Here is a 25,584-nt window from a genome sequence, read left to right as displayed (position 1 = left end):
GTCCCGTCCGCCGGCGCCCGCGGGGGCTCCGGAGCGGGCCGGACCGGCGGCGACCACCACGCCGCCCCCGCCGATACCCTGGGAGGGGCCCGACACCGGCGCGGTCCGTCCTGTGAGACCGAGTCTCATCGGTGCGTTCCTCCTGCGTACGGTCGGCCGGAAGCCGCTGCCCGCCCCCGCCGGGCCGGCGCGTACGCGCGGCGCGAGGGTCGCCCGGGTGGCCCGCTCCACGCGTGACGCGAGGCTCAGGTGGGAATGCGCACCACGACCTGTTTTGCACCGCCCCCCGCTCGATCACCCGCCCGCCGCGACGGCGATACTGGCACTCCCCCGTCGCCCCCGCTCCTCACGAAGGGACTCATGCTCACCTCCCCGGCCGTCCCGGCCCCGACGCCCTCCACGGTGTGGCTGACCCGCGGCCGCCACACCGGTCCGACCGCGCCGGACGTCCTGCGCAAAAACCTCCGCTCGCTCAAGGACGCCGGCACGCTCCAGGACTTCCTGGAGGTCCCCGACGCCGACACCGCCGAAGGCGAACTGGTTTTCGAAGCCCGCTGGCAGGTGCCCGGGGACATCACCGTGCGGGCCCGGCTGACGCTCGGCGAGTGGTCCGGGCGCGGGCAGGAATGGACGCTGGTCGCGGAGGCCGAGCGGCCGTGGGACCTGCGCTGGCCGTCGCCGGCCGCCATGTTCTGGCCCTGGGACGAGGATGCCCCGTGGGGCCAGGAGACGGTCACCGGCGGCCGCTACCTCGACGTCAGCGCGCTCCCGGCGGACGACAAGGAACTGCGGCGGGTGCTGCGCGGCGCCCAGCGGGACACCTGGACCATCGACCTGCTGGTGCACGAGGCCATGACCCCCGACGAACGGGGCCGCCGCTCCCTGATCCCGCTGCTGCCGCCCGGACTGCACCACCGGGTCGTGGAGCACCGTGCGGCACCGCACCAGCTGCGGACCGCGAACTGGGCGCTGCGCGAGTTCGACGTGGAGCTGCCCCGCGGCGGCGCGCTGGTGCTGCCGGGCTCCCCGGCCCCGGCCGGGTACGAGGCCGCGGGCTTCTCGGTGCGCAGCGTCTTCCTGGACGGCACGCACCCCACCGAGCTGCTGGACGCGGTGACCCGGTTCGCCGCCCTGCCCAAGCCGCTGCCGGACGGCGGCGAGGCCGCGCTGACCGCGCTGCGGGACGAGTGGCGGCTGCTGACGCTGGAGGAGGAGCTGGCCCGCGAGCGCAGCCTCGTGGTCAGGTACCGGGAGGCGCTGGAGGCGATGACGCAGTCCCGTGACCTGTACCGGGAGGCCGCCGAACAGGCGCACGAGGCGCTGACGGCCTACCGGGAGGCGGCCGGGCCGGGCGAGCCTCCGCAGCCGGCCGCCAGGCCCGCCGGCTCACCGTTCCAGCAGCTGGGCCGGACCCTGGAACGCCTCCGCGGGACGGCGAAGGGCCTGCGCCCGGCCACCGCCGAGAGCCCGCGGGAGCGGGGGCCGGCCGGCGACGAGGCCGGGTAGCCCGAACCGGCCCGCCCGCCCCGGCCGGGCCGGCAGTCCCGCCGAGGCCGCCGACGCCTGCGCCTCCCACCCCGGCGCCCGCTCCCAGTTCGTCGGCGGCATGACCACGGGCCTGGGCATGGCGCTGACCGAGGGCAGCACGACGGACGCCGCGTTCGGCGACTTCACGGAGTCCGACCTGGCGTCGTACCACGTGCCCGCGCACGCGGACGTGCCGGACGTCGAGGCGCACTGGGTCGAGGAGGAGGACCCGCACCTCAACCCCATGGGCGGCAAGGGCATCGGGGAGATCGGCATCGTCGGCACGGCCGCCGCGGTGGGCAACGCGGTCCATCACGCGACCGGCGTCCGTTTCCGTGAACTCCCCCTCACCCCGGACCGGGTGCTCACCGCGCTGCCGGAGTCCGGCCGCTGAAGCGGCGCCCGCCCCAAAGACGGAGGAGGAGAGCGACGACCGCGGTGGCAGCGGTGACCGGGCCCGCGATCCGCGGCGGGGCGGGGGTCGCCTCGGTGAGCCCGCGGGGCCCCGGCGGCCCCCGCCCCTCGGACGCGGCGACCGGGTGAGCGCGTCGCGGCCGTCCGGGCCGGGGCCACGGGCGTGTCGAACGACACCCGGTCGGCGCGATTTCCCCGCCCCGGACGGGGCATTCGCCAGACGGGAACGGGGAAATCGACAGTCGGGGAACCACCGGACACCGCGCGACGGACCGCGCACAGGGAGGGCCCGTGGATGCGACCACCACGCTCGTCACCGTCGCCGCGGTAGTGGCGGTGGCGCTGTTCGCCGTGGCCGCCACCGTCATGGTGCGGCTGGTCCGGGCCCGGCGCGGCCTCCGGCAGGCGGGCCTGCCGACCGGACCGCGCTGGGTGTTCTGGGGCGCGGTCGCGTACTTCGTCCTCCCGGCCGACCTGCTGCCCGACCCGGTCTACCTCGACGACATCGGCGTCCTGCTCCTCGCCCTGCGCTCGCTGCGCCGCGCCCCCGGCCACGCGGACACCGCCAACTGACCGCCCGGGAAGACGTTTTCACCCTGCACGAGGCTCATCGCCCCTGCTCAGCTCCCTGTGCCCGGCCCGACCCGGCGGTGATCACGGAGAGTAAGGAAACCAACCACCCGTTCGATTCGTATAAGTGACTGAAGGTCGCACCACAGCAGCGGGCCCGAGTGACGTCGCACGGCGGCACCGCTTGATCGACGCAGTACCGACGAGGGAGAGACGATGCAACCGTTCGCGCTCAACTACGCACGCCCGGCGGCGGAGTTGGAGTTCACCACTCCGTACGCCTATGACCCAGGAATGCAGTTGAACGTGCTCCTCGACGGCCGGATCGCCGCCCGCGACCACGCCCTGCTGAGAGAGCTCGGGACGACGACCTCCACAGCCGGCTCCAAGACGCACTTCGACGACTGAGCGCGGCGGCCGAGATGACCGTGCTCATCCTCACCAGTGAAGAGGACGTCACGGCGGACATGGTGGTCGTGCACCTGAACGCCGCCGGCGTTCCCGTCGTGCGGCTCGATCCCGCCGACCTGACCGGTTCCGTCGCGCTCTCCGGGGAGTACGTGCACGGCGCCTTCCGGGGCCATCTGTCGTCCGCGGGGCGGCTGGTGAGCATCGACTCGCTGCGCTCGGTGTGGGTCCGCCGGCCCGGCGCGGCGGCGGCCCGCGCCCCCGACCCGTCCGCGTGGCTCACGGAGGAGGCCTCGCAGGCGCTGTACGGGATGCTGCGCGGCGGTGAGGCGCGCTGGATGAACCATCCGGACGCCTCCCGGCGGGCGCGGCACAAGCCGTGGCAGCTGCGGCTGGCCCAGCGCAGCGGGCTGCCCGTGCCGGCCACGCTCATCACGACGTTCCCGCAGGCGGCGCGGGAGTTCGCCGAGCGGTACCCCGACCTGGTGGTCAAGCCGGTGTCCGGGGCGCATCCCCAGGATCCGCCCCGGGCGGTGCCCACCACCCGGGTTCCGCCCGGCACCGACTTCGCCGCCGTCGCCTACGGCCCGACGCTGCTGCAACGGCGGGTCGCCAAGCGGGCCGACATCCGGCTGACGGCGGTGGGCGAGCAACTGCTGGCCGCCCGCAAGGCGGCCTGCGGCGACGGCGACCCGGAGGTGGTGGACGTGCGCTTCGCACCGTCGACCGCGCCGTGGCGCCCGGTCGACGTCCCGGCGCGCCTGGCCGAGGCCGTGCGGACGTATCTGCGCGAGGCGGAACTGGCCTACGGCGCCTTCGACTTCGCGGAGGACGCCGACGGCACGTGGTGGTTCCTGGAGTGCAACCAGTCGGGCCAGTTCGGTTTCGTCGAGGTGGACACCGGCCAGCCGATCGCCCGCACCATCGCGGGGTGGCTGGCCGGAACTCCCCCGCGACGGCCGGCCCGGCCCGCGGACCGCTGTGGTTCGGCGGTGCCGTGAGCCGGGCCGGGGGCGACCTCAGACCGCCAGGGACAGGCCGCTCTCCTCGTCCCGCTCGCCGTCCCTCGTCGTGACGTCCTGCGCCGCGTCCTTCTCCTGCTTCGGCAGCCGGGCCGCCGGCGGCCGCACCTCGGCGGCGAGCAGGGCGTCCGCGGCGGCGACCGCCTCACGGACGTCGGACGTGGCCATGAGGACGCACAGCGTGTAGGTGACGTCCTCCAACTCGCGGGCCGTCTGCGGTGCCTCCCGCTCCGCCTGAGCGATCCTCAGCGTCGCGTAGCGGGTGAGCAGCGTCCTGACGGTCTTCGGGTCCGGAACGATCACGAGCGCCCCTTTCTCCAGGTGTGGTGGGCGTCGTGTGCCCGGACCCGGGTGATTCATGCGCGGATGCGGCGCGTGTCACCCTCCGGGGGTATGTTTTTCGCCATCCGGCCCAGCGGTTCTGGAGCCCCGGTCCTGTCGTGCCGATCCGGTGCCGCCCCGGAGGGCGGCCCCCGGCGTCAGGCCGCCTGCCCGCTGTGCAGGGCCGCGTAGGCGCCGTCCCGGCGCAGGAGTTCCTCGTGCGTGCCGGTCTCCAGGATCCGCCCCTCCCCCATGACCACGATCCGGTCGGCGCCGCGCACCGTGGACAGGCGGTGCGCCACCACGAAGGTGGTGCGTCCGTGCAGCAGCCGGGCCAGTGCCTGCTGGACCAGGGCCTCCGAGCGGGTGTCGAGCGCGGAGGTGGCCTCGTCCAGGATGAGCACCTTGGGGTCCCGGATCAGCGCGCGGGCGATCGCCAGCCGCTGCTTCTGTCCCCCCGACAGGCGTGCCCCCCGCTCGCCGACCAGGGTGTCGAGCCCCTGGGGCAACCGGTCGACGAACTCGAGGGCGTTGGCGTCGCGCAGGGCGGCGCGGACCGCTTCCTCGTCGGCCTCGTCCTCCATGCCGTAGGCGACGTTCTCGCGGACGGTGCCGTCGAAGAGGATCGACTCCTGCGGGACCACCGAGACGAACCGCCGGTAGGTGCGCAGGTCGAGGGTGTTCATGTCGGTGCCGTCCAGCAGCAGCCGGCCCGAGGTCGGCCGGATGAAGCCGATGACGAGGTTGAGCACGGTCGACTTGCCCGCGCCGGAGGCGCCGACCAGCGCGACGGTCTCGCCCGGCGCAACGGACAGGGTGAAGTCGCGCACCGAGGGCCGGCCGCCCTCGTAGGCGTGTCCGACGCCCTCGAAGCTCACCGCGCCGTGCAGTGCCGTCAGTTCGGCCTTGCCCTCGTTGTCCTCCAGTTCGGGCGCCTGGAGGACCTCGCCGACCGAGCGGACCGACTCCAGGCCCTTGGTGATGACCGGCGCCAGGCCGGTCAGCGTGGTCGTGGAGTTGGTCAGGGTGGTGAGGAAGGCGCTGAGCATGACGACGTCACCGGGGGTGACGCCCCAGACCTCGTAGTACGACACGAGGGCAGCGCCCGCCAGGACCAGCACGCCGACCACGTTGAGCACGACCCAGGAGATCGAGCCGAAGCGGCCGTTGACCAGGTCGAGGCGCATCCCGGAGGTCAGCAGGCGGCGCAGGGTGCCGTCCATGCGGGTGATGGCCTTGCCCTCCAGGCCGTGGGCGCGGGTGACCGGGATCAGCCGGGTCATCTCCGTGACGCGTGAGGAGAGGGTCTCCACCTCGTGGCGGAAGTGCTCGTTGTGGGTGCGCAGCCGGGACCGCAGGCGGGCCACGACGAACGCGGCGACGGGCACCACGATCAGGAAGACGGGCACGAACTCGGGGGTGCGGACGGCGATGATGACGAGGCCGCCGATGAGTACGGTGATCGCGCCGAGCCCGTTCTCCGCGGTCTGCTGCACCATCTGCTCGACGGCCTCGACGTCCCGGACGACCTTGGCCTGGAGCACTCCGGCGCTGACCCGTGAGTGGTAGCCGATGGACAGTTGCTGCATGCGGGTGCACAGGGCGGAGCGCAGGGTGGTGCCCATGCGGCGGACGCTGCCGTACAGGAGGCGGACGTAGAGCAGGTGGAGCGGGTAGTTGACGATCAGGATGAAGAGGATGACGCCGGTGCTGGTCCACAGGCGGCCGATGGGCTGGTGCTCGACGACGGTGTCGATGATGGACGCGGTGATGAGCGGCAGCAGCCAGATGGGGCTGTGCTTGACGGTGAAGACGACGACCGCGCCGGCCAGCCGGTGCCGGTCGGCGCGGAAGAGGTAGGCGAGCGTGCGGATCGGGTGCTCGTCGCGGTAGCGGTGGTCGAGGGGTCTGTCGAGCGACGACGCCATCGGCGGTGGTCCTTCCCCGGGTGCGGGATGCGGGATGCGGGAATCAGGTGGGGCGTGTGGCTCCCGAGCGTAGAGCAAGCGCTTTCTATCCCTGGTCGGCAGGGCTGCGCCGCCGGTGGCTCGTCCCGGCGGCGTGGCCCGTTTCTGCGTCCCGTCGGCGCGCCGGGTCAGGCCGCGTCCAGCTCCGCCAGCTCCTCCGCCGTGAGGACCAGCTCGGCCGCCGCGGCCGAGTCGCGGATCGTCTCCGGGCGGCTGGCACCCGGAATGGGCACCACCACCGGCGACTTGGCGAGCATCCAGGCCAGGCACACGCGCTGCGGACTCACCCCGTGCCGCTCGGCGATCCGGGCGAACGACGCGTGGGCGGAACCGAGTCCACCGGCACGGGAGATGCCGCCGAGCGGGCTCCAGGGCAGGAAGGCGATGCCCAGTTCGTCGCACAGGCGCAGTTCGGGCTCGCTGGAGCGGAAGGCGGGCGAGAACTGGTTCTGCACGGAGACCAGCCGGCCGCCCAGGATGTCGTTCGCCAGCCTGATCCGGCCGGGGTCGGCGTTGGAGATGCCGGCCGCGAGGATCTTTCCCTCGTCGAGCAGTTCGCGCACCGCGCCGACCGAGTCGGCGTACGGGACGCGCGGGTCGGGGCGGTGGAACTGGTAGAGGCCGATCGCCTCCACGCCGAGCCTGCGCAGCGAGGCCTCGCAGGCCTCCTTGAGGTGCCGGGGGCTGCCGTCGAGGGTCCAACTGCCGTCCCCGGGGCGCAGATGGCCGCCCTTGGTGGCGACCAGCACGTCGGCGCCCCGGTCGTGGGAGGCGAGGGCCTTGGCGACGAGGGTCTCGTTGTGGCCGACCTCGTCGGCGTGCAGGTGGTAGGCGTCCGCGGTGTCGATCAGGGTGACGCCGGCGTCCAGCGCGGCGTGCACGGTGGCGAGGGAGCGTGCCTCGTCGGGGCGGCCCTCGATCGACATGGGCATGGCTCCCAGCCCGATCGCGCTGACCTCGACGTCACCGATGCGGCGGGTGTGCATGGCTCGTGACCTCTCTCGGCGGTGGGCGTGACGAAGTCCGGTGCACCGGAAGGTGATCGCGGTGCACCGGACGCGTTCCAGCCTGGCCCCGGCGGGCCTCGGAGGTCCAATGGAAGAAAGCGAACGCATTCAGCAGCGGGGCCGCTGAATGCGGGCCCGGTTCAGGACTTCGACGCCAGGTACTCCTCCACTCCCGGCGCCTGGTGCGCGTCCTCGACGCCCACCACGCCGCCGGCCGCCTTCGCGTCCGGCTTCAGTACGTACGTCGACAGTGCGGCGGGCCGGTCGACGTCGGTGAAGTTCTGCGGGCTGCCGAGGCCGGTGTCGACGTCCTTCTGCGAACGGTGCGCCTTCACCACGTCCTCGCGGGCGAGGCTGCCGCCCTCGCAGGCCTTCTTCAGGTCGGCGCCGAGGAGCTGGGCCGCGTTGTAGCCGGACAGTGCCCCGGAGTCGACCGGGGAGGCCGGGTACTTCTTCGTGTAGGCGGTGACCATGTTCTTGACGCCGGGGATGTCGGAGCTGACGGCCGGGGCGCCGCTGACGATGCTCAGCATGGCCGTCAGGGCCGGTGCGGCGGGGGTCTTCATCAGCTGCGGGGCGAAGCCCGGCGCGCTGCTGACGACGGGGACGCGCAGGCCGCGGGAGGCGGCGACGCCGACCAGGGAGGCCGTCTGGGCGGGCCCGGCGCTGATCAGGATCGCCTTCACACCGTCCTTCTTCAGCGCCGTCACCTGGGCGGAGAGGTCGGTGTCCGTCGCCTTGATCTTCTGGCCCGCGATCTTCAGCCCGGCCTTCTTCGCCGCCCAGGTGGAACCCTCGAGCGCGTTGGCGCCGTAGTCGCCCTCGAAGTAGACGTGCCCGACGGTGTCGCCCTTGGCCAGGCCCTTGGTGCGGGTGAGGAAGTCGACCGCGGCGATCATGTCGAGGTCGTACGTGGTGGCCATGACCTGGACGGAGTCCTTGCCGAGCAGGGAGGCGGCCCAGGCCTGGGGGTAGGTGAGCAGGTGGTCGCGTTCGATGTCGTCGAGCAGGGCCGCGACGACCGGGGAACCGATGACCTGGGGCAGGGCGACGACGTCCGGGGAGATGTCGGCGTAGGCGGTGACGGCCTTCTGGACGTCGTAGCCGTGGTCCTTGACGACGATCTCGACCTTGCGGCCGCAGATGCCGCCCTTGGCGTTGGTCTCGTCGGCCCACATCTGCTGGGCCTGCACGATGGACTTGCCGAGCGTGGCGTAGGGGCCGGTGAGGTCGGTGAGGGCGCCCAGCCTGATGGCCCTGTCGGTCACTCCGGGACCGGACGTGACGCCGTCGGCGCCGTCGGAGGTGGTGCCGCCGTCCGCTTTGGAGCTACAGCCGGTGGCCGCGATCAGCAGGGCAGCCAGTGCCGCGGTGAGGGCGGTGCCGCGGGTGCGGTGCTTGGGGTTCACGGGGTGTGCTCCTTGGCTCGTGCCGGTGAGGCGGGCGGGGCGTCGGTGGTGGTCGGCGGGGGTGCGGACGGGGTCCGGCCGGGTGAGCGGGCGGGCCGCAGGCGGGCGCGTACCCGACGGGTCAGGCCGTGCAGTCCGTCGGGGGCGTACAGGAGGATGACGACGATCGCGGCGCCGTAGAGGTAGCGGGCGGCCTCGGTCGGGCCGACGGCGCCCTCACCGCCGGTGCCGGGAGCGGTGACCAGCGGGAGCCGGTCGGCGTACCGGGTCATCAGCAGGGGCAGCGCGGTGACGAAGAAGGCTCCCGCGGTGGCTCCGGCGACGGATCCGAGGCCGCCGATGACGATCATGGCGAGGTAGTCGACGGAGAGGGCCAGGCCGAAGTAGTCGGGTACCACCCGGCGGAAGGAGAGGGCCAGGAGGACCCCGGCCAGACCGGCGTACATCGACGACACGACGAAGGCGGCCGAACGGTAGCGGGCCACGTTCACGCCCATGACGGCCGCCGCGGTCTCGCTGTCGCGGACGGCCGCGAGGGCCCGGCCGGGACGGCCGCGCAGCAGTCCGCGCGCGGTGAACCAGGTGAGGGCGAACAGGGCGAGACCGAGGTACCAGAGGCGTTCCTCGGCGCCGAACGGCACGCCCAGCACGGTGAGTTCGGGGTCGTCGGCGGTGAACCCGAAGCCGCCGAGGGTGAGCGGGGGCACCGAGCGGCCGTTGAAGCCTCCGGTGACGGAGTCGGCGGTGAGCAGCAGATGGTGGCCGAGGAAGACCAGCGCGAGGGTGGCGATGCCCAGGTAGATGCCGCGCACCCGTCCGGCGACGGGGCTGAACAGGCCGCCCGCCGCACCCGCCAGCAGCACGGCGAGGACGGCGGCGAGCGCCGGCGGCAGGGCCGGGCCGGGGTCGCCGGCCAGCCAGGTGTAGCCGTACGCCCCCACGGCGAGGAAGAAGGCGTGGCCGAGGGAGAGTTGGCCGGCGGTGCCGCTGAGCAGGCCGAGGCCGACGGCGCCGATGGCGGCGGCCAGCGAGAACAGGCCGATGCGCAGCCAGAAGGCGTCGAGGTAGAAGGGCAGGGCGCACAGCACGAGGGCGGGCAGCAGCAGCCTGGCCCACTTCGGGACGATTTCAGACACGGACCGCTCCCTTCGCGCCGAACAGACCGGTGGGCCGCACCAGCAGGACGACCACCATCACGGCGTAGGGCGCGACGTCGCCGAACCCCTCGCCGAGGACGTGCAGTTCGGACTGGTAGCCCGCCACGAGGGCCTCGGTCAGGCCGATCAGCAGGCTGCCCGCGAGGGCGCCGGGCGGTGAGGCCATGCCGCCGAGGATGGCCGCGGGAAAGGCCTTGAGGGCTATCTGGCCGGTGGTGCGCTCCAGGCCCGGCGCCGGGAAGGCGGCGAGGAACACGGCGGCGAGCGCGGCGAGCGCACCGGCCAGGCACCAGGCGAGCATGCGGACCCGGCTCAGCCGTACGCCCATCAGGGCGGCGGCCTCCACGTCCTCGGCCGCCGCGCGCAGGGACAGGCCCCAGGGTGTGAACCGGAAGAGGGCGAAGACGGCGGCGATGACGACGGCGGAGACGGCGATCGCGGCGAGCCGGCTGTCGGCGACGGTCACCGGGCCGAGGCCGGTCACCGCGTCGCCCCACGGGTCGCCGAGGGTGAGGAGGTCGCCGCCGATGCGCCGGGACAGGTCGGTCACCAGCACGATGTCCACGCCGATGGTGACGATGGTCTGCACGTGGGCGGCCTTGGGGTCCGGGTCGCCGCGTTGCAGCAGCAGCCGGTCGAGGGCGCCGGCCACGGCCCCGGTCGCCAGGACGGCCACCGCGAGGGCGCCGGCGAAGCCGAGGTCGTCGTGGAGGACGGCGACGAGGTAGCCGCCGAGCAGGAGCAGCGAGCCGTGGGCGAAGTTGAGGACGCCGGAAGCCTTGAAGATGACCACGAAGCCGAGGGCGACGAGGGCGTAGACGGCGCCGAGGGCGAGGCCGTTGAGGAGGGTGTCGAGGAGGGTGGTCACTGAGCGTTCTCCCCGGGGGGTTCGGTCACGTCGGTCTCTTCGCGGGTCTCGGCCGTGTCGGCCGTGTCGGCCGTGTCGGCCGTGTCGGCCGTGTCGGCCGTGTCGGTGGTCCTGGGTGGTGTCCTGTCGGCTTCGCCGGTCCCATCGGCCTCGTCGGGGGCGCCGGTGCCCAGGTAGGCGCGCAGCACCTCGGGGTGGCGGCGGATCTCCTCGGGTGTGCCGTGGGCGAGCCGGCGGCCGAAGTCGAGGACGGTGACCTCGTCGGCGAGGCGCATGACGAGGCCCATGTCGTGCTCCACGAGGACGACGGACAGGCCGAGTTGTTCACGGACCGTGCGGACGACGCCGGCGGTGGCGGCGCGTTCGGCGCCGTTCATGCCGGCCACCGGCTCGTCGAGCAGCAGCACGCGCGGTTCCAGGCAGAGCGCACGGGCGAGTTCGACACGTTTGCGGTCGCCGTAGGACAGCAGGGCCACCGGGGTGTCGACGTGGGCGGCGAGGCCGGTGAGTTCGGCGATCTCGCGGACCCGGTCCAGGTGGGCGCGCTGTTCGCGTACGGCGCTCGGCAGACGCAGGGCGCTGGCGGCGAAGCCGGCGCGGGACAGGGCGTGCCGGCCGAGCATGAGGTTGTCGGCGACCGTGCCCTCGGTCGTGACGATGTTCTGGAAGGTGCGGGCCACGCCGAGCGCGGCGATCCGGTGCGGGGCGAGTCCCGTCAGGTCGGTGTCGCCGAGCAGGACCTGGCCGGCGGCCGGGCGGCACAGGCCCGACAGGACGTTGAAGCAGGTGGACTTGCCCGCGCCGTTGGGTCCGATCAGGGCGTGCACCGAGCCCGGGGCCACGGTGAAGGAGACCGAGTCGAGGGCGGTGAGACCGGCGAAGCGGACGGTGACGTCACGGACGTGGAGCGCCGGGGGTGCGGCCGGGGAACCGGCGGTGGCGCGGGCGGCCGTACGGCCGGTGGTGCGGATGTTCACGCGGCCCCCTGGTCGCCGGCCGGTTCGTCGGCGCTCTCGCCGAGGTAGAGGCGGCGTACGGCGTCCGTGCGGGCGAGTTCGTCGGCGGGGCCGGAGAGCCGGATCTCGCCCACCTCGAGGACGTGTGCGTGGTCGGCGAGGGACAGGGCCATGCCGGCGTTCTGCTCGACCAGCAGTACGGCGGTGCCCTGCTCGTTGATCTCGCGGACGACCTCGGCGATGCGGAACACCATGCGCGGGGCGAGGCCGAGGGACGGCTCGTCGAGCAGGAGCAGGCGGGGGGCGGCCATCAGGGCGCGGCCGATGGCGAGCATCTGCTGCTCGCCCCCGGACAGCAGGCCGGCCGCCTGCCGGCTGCGTTCGGCGAGGACGGGGAACAGGCCGTACACGCGGTCGCGGGACTCCCGGACCAGCGCGGGAGCGCGCCGGCCGAGGCCGAGGCCGCCGGTGCGCAGGTTCTCCTCGACGGTGAGGCCGGCGAAGACCCGTCTGCCCTCGGGGACCTGGACGACTCCGGCCCGGACCGCGGCGACCGGGTCGCGTCCGTCGAGTTCCGTGTCGCCGTAGCGGACGCGGCCCGCGGTGACGGTGCCGCGGTGCAGGCGCAGGGTGCCCGAGACGGCCCTCAGCAGCGTGGTCTTGCCGGCGCCGTTCGCGCCGAGCAGTGCGACGACCGCGCCGTGCGGAACGGTCAGGGACACGGAACGCAGGGCTGACAGGGCCCGCCCGTACATGACGTCGAGCCCCTCGACGTGCAGCGCGGGCGGATCCTGCGGTGGTGCTTCGGGCATCGCGGCTCCTCGGGTCCGTGCCGGCCGGTCACGGCACTTCGGGGACGGGGGCGCTCACCACAGCACGGGGCCGAGGGGCCGGTACAGGCGCGGGGGCGGGCTCGCTGCGCAGGCCCAGTGCGGGAGGCGGGGGGTTGTGCGGGTGCCCAGGCGGGCGACGCGTGCCGCCGTGGCGGCGGGGCGAGGGGGTGCGCGGGTCACGGGCGAGGCGGTGAGCGGCGGTACGGGCACGGGCGGTGCGGCGGTACGGCCCGCACCGCCGCACCCCCGCACCCCCGCACCCCCGCGCCGCCTCGCCGCGGAGGCCGTCAGCGGGCGGCCGGGCCGCTGGGACCAGGCCGGGCCCGCCAAGAAGCACCGGCCGGGAAGCACCGGCTGAACGCGCTCCGCCCCGGAGCCGGAGCGCGCACGCGGGCACGCGGGCACGCGGGCACGCAGAGACACACGCGGGGACGCGGGGACACGGGGACACGGGGACGGTTCCATGGCGGGGCGGCGGTCCGCACCGCCGTGCCGTCTCCCTCGCCCTGGCGGCCCGTCAGCGGGCGGGCCGGGCCGCCAGGGCGAGGGTGATCTCGACGACGTCCGTCGGGCGGGAGAGGCTGCGGCCGGTGAGCTGTTCGTAGCGGCGGAGGCGGTTGAGGACGGTGTTGCGGTGGCAGTAGAGGCGTTCGCCCGCCCGCTGGGCGGAGCCGTCGCAGGCCAGCCAGGTGGCGAGGGTGTCCAGGAGGACGGCCGCGTCGGCGGGTTCCAGGGTTCTCAGGGGGCCGAACACCCGGTCGGCGAGGGCGGTGGCGAGGTCGGGCGCGGAGATCACCAGGGCCGCGGGGAGGTGTTCGGTCAGGCGTATCGTGCCGCCGCTCCCCGGGCACATGCGCAGCGCGGTGTCCGCGAGCCGGCGGGCGTCGCCGACGGCGGCCAGGCCCGACACGGCCGTACCGACGCCGACGCGCGCGCCCGAGGGCGGGCCGCCGTCGACCGCCGTCCCGTCCTGGCCGTCGCCGAGCAGGACGATGCCGTAGTCCACCTCGACCCCGGTGTGCCAGTGCACACGCGCGCCGCGTCCCACCGCGGCACGTGCACCGGCCGCCTCCGACGGGGACCCTCCGGACACCGCGACGACGACGTAGCGGCCCTGCTCGGGCAGGTCCAGGGCCTGCGCGGCCTCGGGCAGGTCGGCGATGCGGCTGGTGCCCTCCAGGAGGGCGGCGGCGAGCAGCCGCAGCCGGTTCTCGCGCCGCCAGGCGAGCTGTCGTTCGACCTGCCGGTAGGCGTCCGCGACGAGCGTGCAGTGTTCGTCGACGAAGTTCCAGACGTCGGCGGCCACGTGCACGAGGAGGCGTACGTCCTCGGGGGCGGAGCGGGAGGTCTCCTCGACCAGGCCCTGCCAGACCAGGGAGCCGCCGAGCCGGAAGGCGTGCAGCAGGGCGTCCAGGGGCAGGCCCTGTTCGGCCCGGGTGGCGCCGATCTTCCAGGAGCAGCGGCGGGCGGCGTCCCGGTTGCCGCGCGGGTCGAGGAGCGAGTTCACGCTGTGCCGCAGTGAGCGGTGGACCTCCTGCCAGGTGGCGGCGGGGTCGCTCTCCACGGCGACGCGGTAGGCGGGCTCCTGCTCCTGGAGGACGGCGACGAGCCGGTCGGTGAGGTCGGGCAGGTCGTCGAGCAGTACCCGCGCGGCGCGGTGCAGCACGCGCAGGGCGTCGGCGTCGATCAGCGACCGGACGCGCGGCCGCGGCCGCGGGCCCGGTCCGGCGGGGCCAGCCGGTGCCGGGCGCACCGCAATCCGTGGCCGAAGGGCGTGGTGCATCGCGGTCCTCCCCCAGGGGTCGGTGACCCGGCGGCTCCCGCACGGTGGTGCTCCGTCCGGCTCGGGCCGGCCGTGGAGGTCCGCGCGGATCCCGCCGGCCGGCGGGTCCTGCCCCGAAGGATGACATACCGTCCGGTCGGTCCCTAGGGGTGTGCACCGGTCTTTTCCGCCTGCTCGACCAGCCGGGCCAGTTCCAGCCGGGACCGCACACCGAGCGTGGCGAACACCTTCCGCAGGTGGTAGTCGACGGTGCGGGTGCTCACGGACAGCGTCAGCGCGACCTCCCGGTTGGTCGCGCCCTCGGCGACCCGGCGGGCGATGCGCAGCTGCTGCGGGGTCAGTCCCGCCAGGTCGGCGGGCCCGTTCGGGCGCGGTCCGCCGGCCGCGGCGCCGCCCGCGCGCAGCTCGTCACGGGTCTGCTCGGCCCAGGCGCGGGCCCCGCACCGTTCGAAGCCGACGAGGGCGGCGCCGAGCCGGTCGCGGGCCTCGCGCAGACGGCGCCGGCGGCGCAGCCACTTGCCGTAAAGGAGTTCGGTGCGGGCCCGCTCGAAATCGCCGCCGGCCGATTCGTGCAGGTCGAGGGCGCGCCGGTAGAGGGTGTCCGCCCGGTCCTGCGGGGCCAGCAGGGCGCGGCAGCGCAGGAGCTGGGCGGGGGCCTGGGGGTCGGCGCCGAAGACCGCCCACCGGGCGAAGTCCTCGACGACGGTCCGGGCGCCCTCGGGCTGCCCGGCGGAGACGGCGGCCTCCACGTAGCAGGGAACGGCGAGCATCCACAGCGCGAAGTGCCCGCGCCGGGTGCCCGGCCGCACGAGGGGCCCGAGCCGGTCCGCGGCCTCCTGGGGCCGGCCGCGCCCCAGGTCGGCGCGGGCCGCCGCCCACTCCGCCAGCGTCGCCGCCTGCGCGAGGCCGTGCCGGCGGGCGGTGCCGAGCGCGGCCGCCACATGCCCGGCGACCCGTTCGGTCTCCCCCTCGATCGAGGCGGCCAGCGCCAGTACGGCGTGCTGGTGGGCGGCCGTGTTGCGCTGCCCGGCCCGGTGCGCGGCGCGCAGTCCCTCCTCGGCGTGGGTGCGCGCGAGCGCGTGCCGGCCGGCGCGCAGTTCGGCGTAGGCGAGGTACTCCCGCGCCCGGGGCACGGCCGCGACGGTGTCCAGGGTGCGGGCGGCGGCCAGGGCCCGCGCGCCCGCCCGGCGGGCGCCGGCGAGGTCGCCGAGCATGAGCGCCGCCGCGGCGGCCCGCAGACCGTCCTCCGGGTCGCCGGAGCCGTCCGGGTCCGGCACCACCCGCCGCAGCCGGACCGCGGCCTCCTCGAACCGCGCCTCCAGCAGGGCCCGTAGCCCCAGGCGGTAGTCGGCGCGGGGATCGCCCGGGGCGGGGACTTCCGTGACCTGCCCGCAGCGTTCGAGTGCGGCGAGGCATCCCGCCGGGTCGCCCGCCGCCCACGCCGCGTCGCAGGCGGCCAGTGCGGCGGTCGCGGCGTCGGCCGGGGAGTGGGCGGCGAGCAGGGAGGTGGCGAGCAGGAGGGAGGCCTGGGCCTCGTCGACGGGTCCGTCACGCAGCGCCGTCGTGCCGCGCAGCAGTGCGGCACGGCCGCGCAGGCCGGCGGGTGCGCTGCCGGTCCGGGCCGCGTCGAGGAGCCGCAGCGCCCGGTGCGAGCGTCCGTCGAGCAGGGCCTGGCCGGCGGCGGCCGTGTACCGCTCGGCGCGCCGCGGGCCGTCGTCGCACAGTTCGGCGGCACGGGTGTACGCGGCGCAGCGCAGCCGCCGGGACGGCAGGTCCCCGGCGACCGCCTCCAGTTCGTCCCCGCGTACGGCTCCGGCCCAGGCCCGGTGCAGCAGGGCCCGCGGGTCCCCTTCCTCCAGCTCGCGGGCCAGCGCGAGGTGCGCGGCCCGCCGCCGCTCGTCCGGCGCCGCCGCGTACACCGTCCGGCGCAGCAGCTCGCTGTGGAAGCGGACCTCGTCGTCGGCGACCGCGAGCAGATCGGGCAGCGGTGCGGCGCCGTCGTGCCCGAGGTGCCGAACCGCCCGCAGGACGAACCCGAGGCCGACGCCCGTGTCCTCGTCGTCGCGGGCGGCGGCCGCCGCGGTCAGCAGCAGGTCGCGGCGGCCGGGGGCGAGGCCGTCCAGGTACCCGCCGGCCAGGCCCGTCAGCACCTCGGCGCCGGGCAGCGGGCGGGGCGGGGGACGGTCCCCGCGCAGCTGGGCGGGCGAGAGCCGCCGTACGAGGGCCAGGAGGAGGGCCGGGTTGCCCTCGGCGGCGTCCACGAGCTCGTCCCGGACTCCCCCGTCGAGGGCTTTGCCGGTGACCTCGTCGAGGAGCACCGCCGCCTCGGGCGGGGTGAGCGGGTCCATCCTCACCACCGGCAGTCCGGCGAACTCCGGAGCGGGCGGGCGGTGTCCGGGGACCGTGAGCAGCAGGCGCGCCGCCGTCGTCGTACGGCACAGCTGCCGGGCGGCGTCGCCCAGCACGGCGCGGGAGACCGGGTCCCACAGGTGGGCGTCGTCGACGCACACGAGCAGCGGGGACGGAGCGGCGGACAGCGTGTCGAGCAGGGCCGGCCCGGAGCCGCCGGCCGGCGTGCGGCCGGTGGCGTCGCCGAGCGCGCGCAGCAGGGTGCGCAGGCCGCCGCCGGGGACGGCCGACCGGGCGGGGTCCGCCCGTACCCGCACGGCGGGCCCGGCGAAGGCGCGGGCGGCGCGCTCGAGGAACCGGGTGCGGCCGCAGCCCGGTTCGCCCGTGACGACGTGCACGCCGCCGTCGAGCCGGTCCGCGGCGGCGTTCGCCCGGTGCGGCGCCGGGCCGGGGGTCGCGGTCGTCTGTGCGGTCATTCCCGTGACGTTACGCACGCGTAACGTGAGGCGGAAGTCGCTCGTCCGGGTGGATGCGGCCCCGATTCCGGCCCGCCACCTGGGCGTTCGCGGGTGGGGCCCGGTGTGCGGGCTTGTGCCGGTGCCCAATCGCCGCCCGTCCGCGCCGTGATCGTGCACAACGGCGGCGACGGCGGTCGCGCGAGGGTGGGCGCGACCGCCGCCGTCGTGCGGCTTCGGGAGGTGTCGGGGGTGTCAGGAGGTGTGCGGGCAGTTGCCCCGGTACTCCTCGACGGTCGAGCTCGGGGTCGGCAGCGGGCACAGGAACTGCTCGTAGCGGGTGTCGTTGTCGATGAACCGCTTCAGCCAGGAGACGCTGTACTTCGCGATCGTGGTGTTCGAGCTGGTCGGGGCGGAGTGGGTGGCGCCGTTCAGCTCCAGGTAGGCGCGGTCCAGGGACGACGGCAGCGAGGTGTAGAAGGGCTCGGCGTGGCTGGCGACGGGGGCGACGGTGTCGCCGTCGGCACCGACGATCAGGGTGGGCGTGCTGACCTCCGGCCACGTCTTGTCGGTGTTCCACGGCGTCAGCGGGATGGCCGCCTGGAGGGAGGGGCGGGTCTTGGCGGCCTCGAGGCTGCCGCCGCCGCCCATCGAGTGGCCCATCACGCCGAGCCGGGTGCCGTCGACGCGGGCCCGGACCGAGCTGCGCCCGGTGAGGTAGTCCAGGGCCGCGAGCAGCTGCTTCCCGCGCGAGGCGGGTTGGTCGAGCGTCGAGGTCGTGTCGATGGTGAAGACGACGAAGCCCTGGGAGGCGAGCCGCGGGCCCAGCCAGGAGACGGAGGACTGGGTGCCGGTGAAGCCGGGCGAGACGGCGACCGCGCCGAAGGTGCCGTCGGCGGTGCTGGTCGGGTAGTAGATCGTGCCCCCGCCGAAGCCGGTGACGGCGGTGGAGGAGACCGTGGTCTGCGAGACGGCGTACGGGCCCCGTGCCGCCTCGATGCTCGACGTGGTCGGCGCCGGGCCGCGCTCGTAGGGGTTGTCCGCGGCCTGCGCCGCGGGCTGGCCGAGGGTGGTGAGACCGACGACAGCGGCGATCGCCGTCGCCAGGCCGGCGAACCGGCCGCGTCCGCGGTGGGGGGAACCGGTGGGCACCCGGTGGGCGGCACCGGTGCGCGCTTGCTGCTGCACGACGAGTCGTCCTCTCTGTCGTGGCGGCCCGCCCGGCCGGGCGGGCCCTCGTGGGGGCTGGCCGTGCCACTCTGGGGCACGGTCGCCGCCGGGGGACCGGCAATGTCGCCGGTCTCGTGCGGCCCGCCCGCCGCCCACGGCGTCGTCCGCGGTCGCCGTACTCCCCCGCCCGGGACGAAGCTGGAGATGACCGTCCCCGCCCGGCACCGAAGGAGGCCCTCACGTGGTGCTCCCCGCCGACGACGACACCCGCCCCACCGGCGGCACCCGCCCCACCTGCGTCGACCGTTCCGCCGGCTTCGACCGTTCCGCCCGCGTCCCGGCCGCCCTGCGCCGGGCCGTGGCCGACGGGCTGATCGGCGAGGACCGGCCGCTGGCCGCCTTCGTCGACGTGCAGGGTGTGCGCGACGGCGTCGCCGCCCTGCACGGGGCGTTCGCACACGTCCCCGACGTGCTGCACACGTTCGCGGCGAAGGCGTGCGCGCTGGTGCCCGTGCTGCGGCTGCTCGCCGACGCGGGGATGGGCTGCGAGGCGGCGAGCCCGGGCGAGCTGCGGCTGGCGCTGGACGCCGGTTTCGCGCCGGCCCGCATCGTGCTGGACTCGCCCGCGAAGACCCGCGCGGAGATCCGCGAGGCCCTCGCCCTGGGCGTGGCGCTGAACGCCGACAACCTGGCCGAGCTGGAGCGCGTGGCCGACCTGCGCCCGCCCGGCTGCGCCTCGGTCCTCGGGCTGCGGGTGAACCCGCAGGTCGGCGGCGGCACCATCGGCCCGATGAGCACGGCGACGGCGCATTCCAAGTTCGGTGTCGCCCTGCGGGACCCGGGGGCCCGTGAGCGCGTCGTCGAGGCCTTCGCGCGCCGCCCGTGGCTGACCCGCCTGCACGCGCACGTGGGGTCGCAGGGCTGTCCCCTCCCGCTGATCGCCGAGGGGGTCGCGGCCCTGCACGACCTCGCCGAGGAGATCGACGCCCGGTGCGGCCGTCGGCAGGTCACCAGCCTCGATCTGGGGGGCGGCCTGCCGGTGAACTTCGACGGCGACACCGTCACCCCCACCTACGCCGACTACGTGTCCGCGCTCACCGCCGTCCGGCCGGCCGTGCTGGACGGCCGCTACCGGCTGGTCACCGAGTTCGGCCGTTCCCTGCTCGCCAAGAACGGCTTCCTCGCGGCCCGCGTCGAGTACGTCAAGGACGCCGGCGGCCGCCGGGTCGCGCTCACCCACGCCGGCGCCCAGGTCGCCACGCGCACGGTGTTCATGCCGCGGGCCTGGCCGCTGCGGGTGTCCGCGTACGGCCCGGACGGCACCCCGAAGGACGCGCCGCGGCTGCGCCAGGACGTGACCGGGCCGCTCTGCTTCGCCGGTGACGTCGTGGCGCACGACCGCCCGCTGCCCGAACTCGCCGAGGGCGACCTGGTCGTCCTGCACGACGCGGGCGCCTACTGCTTCTCCGCGCCCTGGGCGTACAACAGCCTGCCCCGGCCGGGGGTGTACGGCTTCGCGTTCCGGGCCGGCGGCGTCGGGTTCGTCACGGTGCGGCCGGCCCAGACCCTGCGGGAGGTGTCGCAGGAGAGCGGGCTCGCCCAGGCGGACGCGCTGCTGGACGGTTTCACGGATCCTTCACGTCCCTGACGGCGTTTCCCGGTCGTCTGCGCGCATCAACGGCGTGCATCGGTGCACCCGGAGCGGGTCGCCGGACGAGGAGGGACGCCGTGCTCTGGGTCGCCGTACTGCTGCTGCCGACACTGTCCGTCCTGCTGGTGGTCGTGGACCGCGTGGAGGACCGGGTCCTCGCCCCCGCTCGGCCCAGGCGCCGGCATGCCGGGCGCAGGAGGCACCTGCACCTGGTCCGGGACACGTCGCGGAGCCCGGGACCGGCCGCGCACAAGGCCGCCCGCAAGGCCGCCGGCGAGGCCGCAGCGGGGACCCGCGCCGCCTGACGGCCGGGCCGCGGCCGCGGTGATCTCCCCGAGGGGTGCGTTCCGGGGCCGTTCGTGTGCGAGGCTCGCCGTGGACGGCGTCCGGCGCGGCGTCCGGCGTCACCCCGACCGGCAGCAGGGAGAGTCAGCGGCATGCGTATCGGTCTGCTCGGCACCGGCCCCTGGGCGCGGATGGTCCACGCGCCCGTCCTGAGCGCGCACGAGGGTCTCGACCTCGTCGGGGTGTGGGGCAGGCGCCCCGCCGCCGCGAAGGAGCTGGCGGACCGTCACGGCACCCGGGCCTTCGACGACGTGGACGAGTTGTTCGCGGAGGTCGACGCGGTGGCGGTGGCGCTGCCGCCGGACGTGCAGGCGGACCTCGCGGTCCGGGCCGCCGGGGCCGGTCGTCATCTCCTGCTGGACAAGCCCCTCGCCGCGACGGTGGCGGGGGCGCGTGACGTGGTGCGTGCCGTGCAAAAGGCGCGGGTCGCCTCGGTGGTCTTCTTCACCACCCGTTTCCTCCCCGAGCCCGAGGCGTGGATCGCCGAACAGGCGGAGGCGGGCGGCTGGTTCACGGGGCACGCGCAGTGGCTGGGCTCGGTGTTCACCGGCGAGGACCATCCGTTCGCCACGCCGTGGCGACGGGAGAAGGGCGCCCTGTGGGACGTCGGCCCGCACGCGTTGTCCGTGCTGCTGCCGGTCCTCGGCGACGTCAGCCGGGTGGCTGCCGCGGCTCCGGGGCCCGGCGACAGCGTCCACCTGGTCCTGGACCATTGCGGCGGTGCCTCCAGCACGCTGACGCTCAGTCTGACCGCCCCGTCGGCGGCGGCCGGTTCGGGCGTGGAGATCCGTGGGGAGGCCGGGGTGGCGCGTCTCCCGGAGAGTGCCGCGGACGCCTCGACAGCACTCGGCCGGGCCGCGGACGCGCTGTGCGCCGCGGCCCGTGACGGGCGTCCGCATCCGTGCGATGCGGGATTCGGCCTGCGGGTCACCGAGATCCTCGCCGAGGCCGAGGGCCTGACGGCCTCCGACTCGGGCTGAGTTCACGGCCGCGAAGGGCCGGTCAGGCGTGCCGGTGCGTCCGCTTGTTGCCGGTGACGGCCCGGTAGAGGACCAGCAGGATGAGCGAGCCGACGATCGCGGCGATCCAGGTGGACAGGTCGAAGAAACCGTCGATCGAGTCCACGCCGAAGATCACCTTGCCGAGCCAGCCGCCGAGCAGACCACCGACGACGCCGATCAGCATGGTGACGATGATGCCGCCGGGGTCCTTCCCGGGCAGGAGCATCTTGGCAATGGCACCGGCGAGCAGGCCTATCAGAATCCAGGCGATGATGCCCACGGTTCCTCCGATCTCCGTTGGAAAGTCTGTACGTCTTCCGAATGCACGGCGAGGGGCATCGCAAACCTGCCGGTGCGCGTCAACCGTCCTCGAAGGGCTCCTCGCCCCACCGGGACCAGGCCCGGTCACCTCGGAGGCGCCGCAGGAGTTCCGTGCCGTCAGCCCGAGTTCACGGACGAACAGGGGGCGTGAAGTCCACCCGCTTCCGTACGACCGGGTAGCCGGCCTTCGTGAAGTGCGCGGCCGTGGGGAAGCCGCCCCGGCCGGTCGCGCCGGCGGTGAACTCCGCGCCGCGGGCGACGAGGTGGTGGGTGCGCTCGGCGAGCAGGCCGTAGGCGTAGCCGTGGCCCCGGTGTTCGGGCACGACGCCGAGGAGGCCGATGCACGGTCCGGAGGGGTTGCGGGCCGGGATGCGGAGGCCGGCCGGGTCACCGTCCGGGGTGCGGGCGGTCCGCCACCGCTCGCGGGGACGGGCACCGGCGGAGGAAGCCGAGTTCCTCCCGGGCGGCCGGGCCGAGGCCGCCCTCGGCGACGGCCTTGCGGGCGTGCGCGTCGAGGGTGACGGAGTGGACGCGGCGCAGGGCGTCGAAGAACACGGCGCCGTCCGGTTCGGGGGGCGTGGGGCGTCCGGGGCGCTCGGGCAGGCCGCGCTCGCGGGTCGGACGCGGCACGCCGGGGCCACGGGGCGGGAGCGCGGGCACCGCGGGAACGTGGACCGCGTGGCGCTCGCCTCCTTCCGTGGTCGTCGGGCGTGCGGTCACACCGTAGGGACTCCCCCGCCGGGCCGTCCCCCGCTTTCCCCTTCCCCGGCGGCTGCGGGGCGCTCCGGCTCCGTCCGCTCCGGCGCCCCTCCGCCCTCGGCGTCGAGGTGGGGCAGGACCCGGTCCAGCCACCGCGGCGTCCACCAGGCGTGCCGGCCCGGCGGGGTCGTCACCGCCGGGACCACGAGCAGCCGTACGACGGTGGCGTCGGCGAGCACGCCGACCGCGAGGCCCGGGCCGGGCGTCTTCACGACGATGTTGTCGCCGACGACGGACATCCGGGGTGGAAGGGTCCTCGTCCGCCCCCGCCCCCGCCCTCCTGCGGTCCCGGCTCCCCGAACGCCGGAGGGGCTCGCGTCCGGCCCGTCCGGCGGGCACCGGGCCCCCGGGATGCACACTTCGCTCCGGCGATGAATGGTGTTAGTGGACCCCATGACCGCACCGGGGCCGCAGCAGCCCTCCGGACCGAGGAGCCGTGACCATGCCGACCACCGAGCCCGATCCCTCCCGGCCGCCCTCCGAGCGCGCCACCCCGGACAACCTGCTCCACACCCGCACCGGCACCGAGGTGTCGCCCGAGGACATGGTCCTGGCCGCCGGCCGGGACCTCACCCCGCGCAACCTCGAGTGGGCCCGGCGCAAGCTGGAGGCGGAGGGGCCGGACTGCATCGAGAAGATGCTTCCCTGACCCGACCCCGTGGTGAACCGGTTGCCGCCCGGTGCCGGACGCTGCCGGTTCACCCTCTTCCGGACGGGCCCTCCGCACTGCCGGACCCCGGAGGCGCCCGTCTTCGACGTGCTCGTCGGACCCGGCCCCGACGGCCGGAAGGCCGCCGTCGCCGCGACCGGCCCCGGCAGCCGCGCGGCCGTCGTCGACCGCCCCGTCGTGCCGGGCTGCGTCGCCTTCCCCACGGTCCTCGCCCGCCCGGCACCCGCCGCCTCCCGCGGGGCCGCCGCGCCCGACGCCACCGGCCGGCGGCGGAAGCCGGACCGCACCGCACCGGGGACCGGGAGCCCCTAGGGGAGGTCGTGGTCGTCCACGATGTGCACGGCGGCCTCCTCCGCGCCCGCGGCGCCGCCGTCGATGCCGACGTCCTCGGCGATCTCCTCCTTGGTGGCGTCCGGATGTGCGCCCTCGTCCGGCGCGACCAGGCGGCCGGCCCGTGCCTCGCCGGCCTCCGGGTCGACCGGTTCGCCCTCGCCCCGCGGCAGGTCGCCGACGCCGTCCCCGGCGGGCTCGGACACGTCCGGGACCTCCTGCGCCAGGCGCTGGTCGAGGCTCTCCCCCTCGTGCTGCTCGGCCGCGGTGGTGCCGTACTTGGTGACGCCGAGCGGCTTCTCCGGCGGGGAGTAGCCCTCGTCCAGCATGTCGTCGTAGGTACGTTCGTCGAGCGCGTCCTGGAGGTCGAGCGGCGCCGCGTCCTCCTGCTCCTCGTTGGTGCCGGTGGGCTGATAGGCGTCGTCTGCGGTCGTCTCGGGCTCCGTGCCCATGAATGCCTCCCGGGGCTGTTCCGGCTGCTCTGTCCCCGTCCGCGTATCCCGTCGCACGCGCCCCAACCGTGGCACATGGCCACCGCACGGGCGGACGCGGACGTCACCCGTGCGTCCCTCCCGGAAGACCGGACGGTGGGGCGGTCGCCACTCGCGCACCCGGGGTGACCGTCCCCGACGCGGCGGCGGGACGGTGTGCCCCACGCCCGTCCCGCCCGCGTGGCGAGGCCGTCCGCCGCCGGTCCGCCGCGCGCGGCGGTCATCGTGTCCGGCCGCCCGGCGGCGAGGGCGCGAGGTGCAGGTCGAGTCCGGCGGACGGACGGGTCCGCCAGCCGCGGGCGTACGGCGGCGGTGGGCCGCCGGGCGGGGAGAGGGCGGCGGTGGGGACCCGGTCGGCGGTGCGCGCGATGTCCGCCTCGGTGGTGTTGGCGTTGTGGCCGCGCGGGTTGGCCGAGGAGCAGCCGGCGTAGTAGGCGACCGGGATGGCCTCCGTGCCGGTGACCAGACAGGGCGGGCGTACCCCGAACCGGTGCAGGTCGGCGGCGGTGCGGGTCCAGTCGCGGCGGTCGGCGGCGATCCGGTCCACGGCCCGGTCCAGGACGACGTACTGCACCGCCAGATGTCCGGCGAGGGCGAGCGCGAGGAGTCCGGCGGCGACCGGGCGCACTCGGCCGTCCCGCGCGGTGACCAGGTGGGACAGCGCGTCGGCGACCGGGACGGCGAGCAGCGCGTACACGGGCAGCAGGAAGCGCGGGGCGGCGTAGCCGATCAGGAAGAGGTACGGCACGGCGGCGGTCGCGGCGCAGGCCAGCGGCAGCAGCGTCGGCGTGGTGCGGCGGGCCCTGGCCGCGACGGCGAGACCGGCGGCGGCCGCCAGGGGCAGCAGGCACCACCAGGCGACGATCACCGGGTCGGGCATGGAGCCGGTGCAGGGGCGGCACAGGGTCCGGCCGACGAGGCTGCGCAGCTGGTCGTCGACGGCGACGTGCCAGCCGAGGCCGCCCTGGATGCGGGAGGCCTCGGAGAGCCGTTGTGCGAGACCGCCGTGGCTGAGCTGGGCCTCGGCGATCCACTGGCCGCCGCCGGTGGCGAGGCCCGCGAGGAGGGCGAGGGCCAGGCGGCCGCTGCGGGCCGGGATCAGCAGGACGAGCAGCGGGAGGGTGGTCCAGACGGCGTCGGTGGGACGCATCCAGGCCATGAGGGCGGCGCCCGCCGCGACGCCCCACAGGGCCGCCCGGTCGGCGTGGTCGGCGCGGGCCCGCAGGAAGCAGCCGACGCAGGCGAGGGCGCCGATCGCGACCCAGTGGTTGGGCATGGCCGCAGGGCCGTAGAACAGCGTCACCCACAGGGACGCGAAGAGGGCGCCCGCGCCGGCCAGGACGCGGGGCGGGAAGAAGGGGCGCCAGACCCGCAGGGCCAGGTAGAGCCCGAGCCCGGACAGCACGGCGAGGTAGCCGCGCAGCAGTCCGGTCGAGGTCGACCAGGACGTCACCGGCGCGACCAGCAGGGAGACGCCGCGGGCGCGCGGCGCGCTGAAGAAGGCGGGCGGGGCCTGGGCGGAGATCTGGCTGACGTACACCGTCTCGTCCCAGCCGAGGCCCAGGCCCGGCCCGACGAGGACCAGTTGGGCGACGGTGAAGGCCGCGGCGACGGCCGCGAGCGGCCCGGAGCCGTGCGCCCGCCAGGACGCGCCGGGCACGCCCGTCGGCGCGCCCCGTCGCGCGCCGACGAGCGTGGCGTTCCTGCCGTCGGCCATGTCCATCCCTTGCCCGTCGGTTGCCCGTAACCGGAAAAACATGGCCAAACTAACGCGGGAGGGGCGGGCACGCAGGGGATGTA

At 75.3% G+C, this 25,584-nt stretch carries 24 protein-coding genes and 3 pseudogenes; 11 read left to right on the top strand and 16 right to left on the bottom strand.

The window, feature by feature from the left end:
- Positions 1-360: 360 nt before the first annotated feature.
- The 5 genes and pseudogenes from ACIP5W_RS04620 (at position 361) to tgmB (ending at position 3,920) form a co-directional block, all read left to right on the top strand.
- Positions 361-1,506 (top strand): hypothetical protein, encoded by a 1,146-nt coding sequence (locus ACIP5W_RS04620; protein WP_401466641.1) that lies wholly within the window; start codon positions 361-363, stop codon positions 1,504-1,506.
- 76 nt (positions 1,507-1,582) lie between these two features.
- Positions 1,583-1,921, top strand: a pseudogene (locus ACIP5W_RS04615) (molybdopterin cofactor-binding domain-containing protein); the annotation flags it as partial.
- Positions 1,922-2,232: 311 nt separating this feature from the next.
- Positions 2,233-2,514 carry a DUF1232 domain-containing protein gene (locus tag ACIP5W_RS04610; RefSeq protein ID WP_401466638.1) on the top strand — a complete coding sequence of 94 codons (282 nt, stop codon included), beginning with the start codon at positions 2,233-2,235 and terminating at the stop codon, positions 2,512-2,514.
- Between the two features lie 213 nt (positions 2,515-2,727).
- On the top strand, positions 2,728-2,919 hold the full coding sequence (tgmA, locus tag ACIP5W_RS04605; protein ID WP_363090027.1) for a putative ATP-grasp-modified RiPP: 192 nt from the start codon (positions 2,728-2,730) through the stop codon (positions 2,917-2,919).
- Positions 2,920-2,933: 14 nt separating this feature from the next.
- A complete protein-coding gene (gene tgmB / locus ACIP5W_RS04600) occupies positions 2,934-3,920 on the top strand; it encodes an ATP-grasp ribosomal peptide maturase (RefSeq protein WP_401466635.1) in 987 nt (328 codons plus the stop codon).
- Between the two features lie 18 nt (positions 3,921-3,938).
- Here the strand turns inward: tgmB and ACIP5W_RS04595 are convergent, their stop codons facing one another.
- The 8 genes from ACIP5W_RS04595 to ACIP5W_RS04560 all read right to left on the bottom strand — a co-directional run bounded on the left by ACIP5W_RS04595 (position 3,939) and on the right by ACIP5W_RS04560 (position 12,438).
- A complete protein-coding gene (locus ACIP5W_RS04595; protein WP_401466632.1) occupies positions 3,939-4,244 on the bottom strand; it encodes a DUF5133 domain-containing protein in 306 nt (101 codons plus the stop codon).
- 176 nt (positions 4,245-4,420) lie between these two features.
- The gene (locus tag ACIP5W_RS04590; protein ID WP_401466629.1) at positions 4,421-6,190 is read right to left on the bottom strand and encodes an ABC transporter ATP-binding protein; all 1,770 of its coding nucleotides are present in this window, start codon (positions 6,188-6,190) and stop codon (positions 4,421-4,423) included.
- Positions 6,191-6,357: 167 nt separating this feature from the next.
- Positions 6,358-7,215, bottom strand: a complete 858-nt coding sequence (locus ACIP5W_RS04585) for an aldo/keto reductase (RefSeq protein ID WP_401466626.1) — start codon at positions 7,213-7,215, stop codon at positions 6,358-6,360.
- A 161-nt stretch (positions 7,216-7,376) separates the two neighbouring features.
- Positions 7,377-8,645: an ABC transporter substrate-binding protein gene (locus ACIP5W_RS04580; RefSeq protein WP_401466623.1), complete on the bottom strand. Its 1,269-nt coding sequence runs from the start codon at positions 8,643-8,645 to the stop codon at positions 7,377-7,379.
- The gene (locus tag ACIP5W_RS04575; protein WP_401466620.1) at positions 8,642-9,781 is read right to left on the bottom strand and encodes a branched-chain amino acid ABC transporter permease; all 1,140 of its coding nucleotides are present in this window, start codon (positions 9,779-9,781) and stop codon (positions 8,642-8,644) included. Before ACIP5W_RS04575 ends, ACIP5W_RS04580 begins: the two co-directional genes overlap by 4 nt.
- A complete protein-coding gene (locus ACIP5W_RS04570) occupies positions 9,774-10,670 on the bottom strand; it encodes a branched-chain amino acid ABC transporter permease (RefSeq protein WP_366056443.1) in 897 nt (298 codons plus the stop codon). The genes ACIP5W_RS04575 and ACIP5W_RS04570 overlap by 8 nt, the downstream gene beginning before the upstream one ends.
- A complete protein-coding gene (locus ACIP5W_RS04565; protein ID WP_401466617.1) occupies positions 10,667-11,647 on the bottom strand; it encodes an ABC transporter ATP-binding protein in 981 nt (326 codons plus the stop codon). Before ACIP5W_RS04565 ends, ACIP5W_RS04570 begins: the two co-directional genes overlap by 4 nt.
- Entirely contained in the window at positions 11,644-12,438 is a 795-nt protein-coding gene (locus tag ACIP5W_RS04560) for an ABC transporter ATP-binding protein (RefSeq protein WP_401466614.1), read from the bottom strand. Before ACIP5W_RS04560 ends, ACIP5W_RS04565 begins: the two co-directional genes overlap by 4 nt.
- 211 nt (positions 12,439-12,649) lie before the next feature.
- Between ACIP5W_RS04560 and ACIP5W_RS04555 the strand changes: the two genes are divergently transcribed.
- Complete coding sequence (locus ACIP5W_RS04555; protein ID WP_401466611.1) at positions 12,650-12,817, top strand: hypothetical protein; 168 nt, start codon at positions 12,650-12,652, stop codon at positions 12,815-12,817.
- A 159-nt stretch (positions 12,818-12,976) separates the two neighbouring features.
- Here the strand turns inward: ACIP5W_RS04555 and ACIP5W_RS04550 are convergent, their stop codons facing one another.
- From ACIP5W_RS04550 to ACIP5W_RS04540, 3 genes are all read right to left on the bottom strand, one after another.
- A complete protein-coding gene (locus ACIP5W_RS04550; protein WP_401466608.1) occupies positions 12,977-14,242 on the bottom strand; it encodes a PucR family transcriptional regulator in 1,266 nt (421 codons plus the stop codon).
- A 143-nt stretch (positions 14,243-14,385) separates the two neighbouring features.
- Entirely contained in the window at positions 14,386-17,067 is a 2,682-nt protein-coding gene (locus tag ACIP5W_RS04545) for a LuxR C-terminal-related transcriptional regulator (protein WP_401466605.1), read from the bottom strand.
- 234 nt (positions 17,068-17,301) lie between these two features.
- Complete coding sequence (locus ACIP5W_RS04540; RefSeq protein ID WP_401466975.1) at positions 17,302-18,198, bottom strand: alpha/beta hydrolase; 897 nt, start codon at positions 18,196-18,198, stop codon at positions 17,302-17,304.
- 259 nt (positions 18,199-18,457) lie between these two features.
- Between ACIP5W_RS04540 and ACIP5W_RS04535 the strand changes: the two genes are divergently transcribed.
- The 3 genes from ACIP5W_RS04535 to ACIP5W_RS04525 all read left to right on the top strand — a co-directional run bounded on the left by ACIP5W_RS04535 (position 18,458) and on the right by ACIP5W_RS04525 (position 21,192).
- Complete coding sequence (locus tag ACIP5W_RS04535; RefSeq protein ID WP_401466602.1) at positions 18,458-19,864, top strand: diaminopimelate decarboxylase; 1,407 nt, start codon at positions 18,458-18,460, stop codon at positions 19,862-19,864.
- Positions 19,865-19,944: 80 nt separating this feature from the next.
- A complete protein-coding gene (locus tag ACIP5W_RS04530) occupies positions 19,945-20,172 on the top strand; it encodes a hypothetical protein (RefSeq protein ID WP_401466599.1) in 228 nt (75 codons plus the stop codon).
- A 132-nt stretch (positions 20,173-20,304) separates the two neighbouring features.
- Positions 20,305-21,192, top strand: coding sequence for a Gfo/Idh/MocA family protein (locus ACIP5W_RS04525; protein WP_401466596.1), 888 nt, complete (start codon positions 20,305-20,307; stop codon positions 21,190-21,192).
- Between the two features lie 22 nt (positions 21,193-21,214).
- Here ACIP5W_RS04525 and ACIP5W_RS04520 read toward each other — a convergent pair whose 3' ends face one another.
- From ACIP5W_RS04520 to ACIP5W_RS04510, 3 genes and pseudogenes are all read right to left on the bottom strand, one after another.
- Complete coding sequence (locus tag ACIP5W_RS04520; RefSeq protein ID WP_363090077.1) at positions 21,215-21,493, bottom strand: GlsB/YeaQ/YmgE family stress response membrane protein; 279 nt, start codon at positions 21,491-21,493, stop codon at positions 21,215-21,217.
- 169 nt (positions 21,494-21,662) lie between these two features.
- Positions 21,663-22,158, bottom strand: a pseudogene (locus tag ACIP5W_RS04515) (GNAT family N-acetyltransferase); the annotation flags it as partial.
- A gap of 92 nt (positions 22,159-22,250) precedes the next feature.
- Positions 22,251-22,526 (bottom strand): annotated as a pseudogene (locus ACIP5W_RS04510) (hypothetical protein); the annotation flags it as partial.
- A 209-nt stretch (positions 22,527-22,735) separates the two neighbouring features.
- On the opposite strand from ACIP5W_RS04510, the gene ACIP5W_RS04505 reads away from it, so the two are divergent.
- Together ACIP5W_RS04505 and ACIP5W_RS04500 are read left to right on the top strand one after the other, a co-directional pair.
- The gene (locus ACIP5W_RS04505; protein ID WP_401466592.1) at positions 22,736-22,942 is read left to right on the top strand and encodes a hypothetical protein; all 207 of its coding nucleotides are present in this window, start codon (positions 22,736-22,738) and stop codon (positions 22,940-22,942) included.
- 108 nt (positions 22,943-23,050) lie between these two features.
- Positions 23,051-23,275, top strand: a complete 225-nt coding sequence (locus ACIP5W_RS04500; protein WP_401466589.1) for a hypothetical protein — start codon at positions 23,051-23,053, stop codon at positions 23,273-23,275.
- Here the strand turns inward: ACIP5W_RS04500 and ACIP5W_RS04495 are convergent.
- Positions 23,272-23,745, bottom strand: coding sequence for a DUF5709 domain-containing protein (locus ACIP5W_RS04495; RefSeq protein WP_401466587.1), 474 nt, complete (start codon positions 23,743-23,745; stop codon positions 23,272-23,274). The two genes, ACIP5W_RS04500 and ACIP5W_RS04495, sit on opposite strands and share 4 nt — an antisense overlap.
- 259 nt (positions 23,746-24,004) lie before the next feature.
- On the bottom strand, positions 24,005-25,501 hold the full coding sequence (locus ACIP5W_RS04490; RefSeq protein WP_401466584.1) for a hypothetical protein: 1,497 nt from the start codon (positions 25,499-25,501) through the stop codon (positions 24,005-24,007).
- Positions 25,502-25,584: the final 83 nt, after the last annotated feature.

This window comes from Streptomyces sp. NPDC088766 (genome assembly GCF_044750845.1).
Lineage (GTDB): Bacteria > Actinomycetota > Actinomycetes > Streptomycetales > Streptomycetaceae > Streptomyces.
The sequence above is the reverse complement of the archived record's forward strand: the minus strand, read 5'-3'. Positions and strand labels throughout refer to the sequence as shown.